Source organism: Polyangium spumosum, from assembly GCF_009649845.1.
In the GTDB taxonomy this organism is placed as follows: Bacteria; Myxococcota_A; Polyangia; order Polyangiales; family Polyangiaceae; genus Polyangium; species Polyangium spumosum.
Genome location: NZ_WJIE01000045.1, coordinates 1 through 5134, shown reverse-complemented (window position 1 = coordinate 5134; position 5134 = coordinate 1). Strand labels below are relative to the sequence as shown.

The 5134-nt window shown below is 58.8% G+C and carries 4 protein-coding genes; all 4 read right to left on the bottom strand.

What is annotated here, in order from left to right; all coding sequences use genetic code 11:
* The coding region (locus tag GF068_RS43080) for a hypothetical protein (RefSeq protein ID WP_206079681.1) at positions 1-215 on the bottom strand (215 nt) is incomplete at its 3' end.
* 81 nt (positions 216-296) lie between these two features.
* Positions 297-1067, bottom strand: a complete 771-nt coding sequence (locus GF068_RS43075; protein ID WP_153825404.1) for a tyrosine-type recombinase/integrase — start codon at positions 1065-1067, stop codon at positions 297-299.
* A gap of 438 nt (positions 1068-1505) precedes the next feature.
* Complete coding sequence (locus tag GF068_RS43070; protein WP_153825403.1) at positions 1506-3851, bottom strand: P-loop ATPase, Sll1717 family; 2346 nt, start codon at positions 3849-3851, stop codon at positions 1506-1508.
* Positions 3852-4271: 420 nt separating this feature from the next.
* The gene (locus GF068_RS43065; RefSeq protein WP_153825402.1) at positions 4272-5078 is read right to left on the bottom strand and encodes an Abi-alpha family protein; all 807 of its coding nucleotides are present in this window, start codon (positions 5076-5078) and stop codon (positions 4272-4274) included.
* Positions 5079-5134 lie beyond the last annotated feature (56 nt).

Below are 5134 nucleotides of genomic sequence, written 5' to 3'. Positions count from 1 at the left end.
GCGCCGAGCGCCCCGAGGGCTGCGCCGTCGAGCACGACCGCGCCGAGCGCCCCGAGGGCTGCGCCGTCGAGCACGACCGCGCCGAGCGCCCCGAGGGCTGCGCCGTCGAGCACGACCGCGCCGAGCGCCCCGAGGGCTGCGCCGTCGAGCACGACCGCGCCGAGCGCCCCGAGGGCTGCGCCGTCGAGCACGACCGCGCCGAGCGTCGAGAGCACCCCGAGGGCTGCGCCCTGCGCCGTTGGAGGGGGCCGTCCATGACCGGAGGGATCATGCAAATCATGTGGAAGATCGATCGCTTATCCATCAGGCTGGCACCGAAAAAGGTACACAAGCAGATTCCGCTTGCCGGCCCTCAACCACGACGTGATCGCGAAGTGCCGCAGCCCGTACACGCTCCACCCTCCGAGCCCGGCGCGGTCGCGCACGCGCTCGAAGGCTTGCGTCAGCCCGTACTGCCCCCACGGCTTGCCCTGCTGATTGAGCGCGACGCGCCCATCCTTCGGCCCGTGCTCCACGTGCTCGAGGAGCCGCGCGAGCGGGGCCGTGATGGGAATCTCGCGTTGCCCGGTCTTCGGCGTGTGTGATTGGCCGTAGGAGCGGCCTTCGCGCACGCTGAGGAAGCCGCCTTCGGCTGCGTGGTTTGTCCCGGGGAGGAGCACGTCGCGCCGACGTAACGCGCGGACTTCGTTGGGGCGAAGGCCGGCGTGCGCCATGAGCGCGAACGCGAGGCGCTGGGACGGGACCGCGGAGGCGAGAATCGTGTCGATGTCCCTTTCGGAGGGGATTTCGAGGATGCTCTTTTCCGCGGCTTTGAGCCGAGGTAACGCGGGGGGCAAGCCCGCGAGGTAGCCGCGGGTCGTCGCGAAACGCAGCACGGATCGGAGGACGATCTGCACGTTGTTTCGCGTGGCGCGGGCGCGGTCCTGCTTGGAGAGCGCGAGGTCGAGCTCGGCAGCCGCGGCTCCGTCGACCTGGGCAAGCGGGAGCTCGCCGAAGGTCGGGAGGAGGTGGCGGTCGAGGACGAGCGCGTAGCCTCGGCGGGTGGTGACCTTGAGGTCGGTCAGCATGAAGGTGGAGCGGTATTCGCTGACGACTTCGGAGAAGGTCTTCGTGGGGAGGGTGGGGGTGGTCGATGGGGTGGGAGGGAAGCCGGCGGGGGAAGGTGCCGGCGGCGCGGGAACGTCGTCCTCGGGCGCGTACGGGGTGCCGTAGCGGGCGAGGTTCAGGAGGACGCGTTTCTCCTCGGCACGAGCGCCAGGGAGAGTCTGGACTTGGGCGTCTTTGCGGTACCTTGCCCGCTGTCCGTCTTTCGTCTTGTAGCGGATGTCAATGAACAGCCGGGTTTCCCCGTGTCGGGTGACTTTCCGGATTGGCATGATCGGGTCCTTTCCCGGTCATCCCAGCCGAACTGCGAGTGCTCCATGGTTAGCACATCGCAGACAGGCTTTCCGCTCCCGGCCGAAGGACCGGATACCTTCCGCCCCCGTTCCCTCGGTCGAAAAGCGCTACCCCAGCTCCAAAAACTTAGAAAACGCAGGATGTATCGAGAACTTGACCGACGGATCGCGGTAGTCCTTTGCTAATCTGCGCAGCTTCTTCATGTCGTAGTAGACAGAGTACGCATAAATGGTTCGCTCCTCGAACCCGGAGCCCGGCTGAACCACGCCGATGAAGGCGAACCACAGCAGAATCTCCACGAGTACTGGATATCGGTCAGGGGGGACAACCGCATCGGCGAAGCGCCGATAGATCTCCTCGAGCGAAAGCTGTCTAGGTGCCCCTAGGAATGCATACAGGATATCATTTGCCCCCGGAAAAACATCCCGAATCTCAAGACCAATTTCGTTGCCCAAATCTGCCGAATACTGCTCAACAGCTTTCGCAACGTCGTCACGCGCGATCTTGGGGTGACCCAAGTTGACCGCATTGCTTTTGCAGTAATTTACAAGATTAAGCAAATTTCGCGGCCGCATAAGCGACGTCTCGATCAGGTAATCGGCACTGCTTTCGCCATCGATGTGGGAGACGGCAATTCGATTCCATGCATTATCAAAGCTTTCCTTGGACGAAAACCCGTCATTCGATACAATCCGCCTCCGGAGCAGCTCCTTGAGCAGATCCTGGTCCGTCCAATCGAGCGAAACACGAGTCTCCTTACCGCGGTCTGGAGTCTCATCGACAAGCAACTCGTAAACATCGTTCCGCAAGAAGACTATGGTGTGGACAACGACACCGCCACGGCGCATAAGCCGCTCGATATCCCGACTCGCATCGAGCAGGCCTCTAAGGATGACGATGTCAGATGCCTGAACACCTCGGGTCGGCCAACCCTTGTCGATATTGTCAAACAGAACCCACGCATCCTCCTTCAGCTTCATGTACTTGACGAGTTCCTCGCGAAGCCTGCGAATGTCATGCGTGTATACGAGCTGGGACACCTCCTGCGTATTCAAGCTCATTGACTCGCTACCGAGCTTGTTGTGGTCCGAAAACCGCGTACTAATCTGCTGGACTAGTTTCAGCATGCGCTCGGAAAAGTCGCCCTCTCGGACAAAGTCGTCATCATTGTAGAGCCGAGAAAGCTCCTGGTACGCGTCGTACAACTTTTTACTGCCAACGTGGACCTGACGATCCTTTTCGAGCAACTTGTGGCACAACTCCAGCAACAACACATACTCCCAAAACGCTTTACAGATGTGCTCTTGGACCGCCTCACCGAAGTATCGCAGCAACATCTCCTTAAAATGCTTTAGCTGATGCCCTTCCGGCTTCAGGTCGAGTACAATCCGCTGCCTGTTCGATCGAATCTTGTTCCTCACCTGGAAGAACATGGCGGTCTTGCCGGATCCCTTTCGACCAACTACCAGCCTCACATTGCCATTTAGTGCCTGGCTATAGTGGTCAGTAGGTAGGTAGTAGTCGTCCAGCTTCGACATTTCATTTTCAGCAGCCGACGCGCCCAGGTCGAGCTCGGCCAATAACCCTGACGGCTTACGCGTTCGGGATTTGTCGGCCGCATGCAGTCCCTCCATCACACGCGGCGCCAATTCGTTGATGTATCTGTCAACGTCACTTGGCTGCTTATATATTGACACCAAGTCCCGGTAATCCAACGGAACCGGGTCGTCTGACTCCTGGAGTATTAACAGCTCCTTCTCCAAGCCATTGGCGAGGCCAGCGACGAATGCTGCGCGTAGGTTATTAACCTCGTAGTCAGTCGTCTGACTAGACAATAAGTGCACCACAACGGCTACCGATGCGGACACGCCCCGATACGCCTCAATCGTCGACAGTCGTGACTGCTCGGACGGATCGAAATTCCTAAATAAAATCTTAGACTTCTTTATCTTCGCTATCGTTCTGATCGAGGCGTCCGTCTTCTGGCTTACGTCGATTACGTAAATCGGCGCTCTGGGATCGAGGTGTGTTTCAGGAAATTTAGCAGGCTCGATGGACTGCACCTGGGACAGCACCTTGGCAAGTTCGCTGGAGTTCGAGTATGGCGCGTACCCCAAAGTATCGAAAATGCCGAGCTTGCTAATTTCTTTGGTTTGGGGTTGAAGCGCCGTGTTGAGGATGAGGAAAGTACGCTTGCCCTTTCCTATGGCGTACCCGGCCTCATAGCACACGTTGAAATTAAGCCGAGTAATGTCAGCGACCACGAAATCCGCGTCATTGATCTTGTCTAGGATTTCGTCGGCGATAAAGTGACCCGGAATATCGAGCTGTCGCCAAGTTTCGAATCCAATCCAAGCAGCTTTACTTCGGAGAGTCTGTGCGGCTGTTTCGATGGTCTGCCCGAGTTGCACGGGTGCAGAAGGGTATGCGACGAAGACACGAGCCGGCTTCATACTCAGATCCTCTCCTAGTGCTACATTTCACACGCTAACACGACGTTCCGCTACGCCGTCAAGGACCTTAGAGTGACGGAGCAACCGCATGTGTCCTGTCTCACGGACCAGGCCCACTGGCGCTTGGTCGCGCCAATGAGAATACGTAAGATCCTTCACCTTCGAGAACTCGCCGAAGGACGAACCTGGAGGGCGACGGCTGGACGCCGCTCGGGTTCGAGGTCACCCCGCCCGGCGGAGCCGAGGGCTAGCTGCATTTCGCTCATCCTTTTGACGCCATGCGCCCTCCCCTGCGCGCTTCTCCTCGCCCTCCTCGGTCGGCGGGCCCGCCGCTGCCGCTGGTAGGGCGGCTGTAGGGCCTCCGGTGATCGGTCGTGGTCCTCCGCGCTGCCATCCCCGCAGCGCCGACCAAACGACTCTTTACGAGTTTTCCGGCGGATTCGCAGTCACGTCCTTATAAAAATCGCGCGCGGACGCAACACCAGAGCACCTGGCGAAGAGGTAAAGTCCCAACGCAGAAGGCGCAATGTTTGCATTCGTAGCATCTGAATGCAATGGAATCCCTCCGCCATTTTCCATCAGGAGTCCCAGATGGCGAAGATGATCAAGCTCGGCGTCAATATCTTCAAGCTCGCGCAGTGCAGTTAACGTCTTTAGGCATTCGATCGAAACGACAAAATCTTCGGTGTACAGCAATCCTGCCGAAGTGAGTTTCTTGGGCCCCATCTCGCAGGCAAACTTTAGTATCTTCGCCTGTGCCGGGGAGAGACGCTTCAAATGGTCAACAAACTTTTGGCTTCGGTTGTCATTGCCCTCCACGTTGCACGCCGACGCGAGGAGTCCAGCCCAAAGCCTTTGCAGGAGCTCGTCCTCCGTCCAGGACCCGCTATCCAAAATTGCATGCACGAGTTGCGGCGGAGCGGCCAGCTTGGCAGGATCATCGCCGCGTTCCAGCAACAGTCTTAAGGTCTCCTTTGCGATTTTTTCAGCATTGACTGCACGCCATGCTCGAATCTTGTCTCGGAACAGGAGACCTATCTCCTCTGCCGCTGGCTTACAGATCCAGGTGAGCAGTTGTCCGATACCACTTGTTGCGCGATCGACACCAAGCTTTACTGCTTCTCCGTATGGGGCCAATCCAAGCAGATCGCCAGTACTAGAGCGCCGATCAGTTCCACTTTCCCGTTCATTTCGAGTACTTGCGCGAGGGGGATCGACAAGCGCCATCAGGCATGATCCACTGCACGCGGCTCGCCCAGCCGACGGAGTGGATCCCTGTGTCG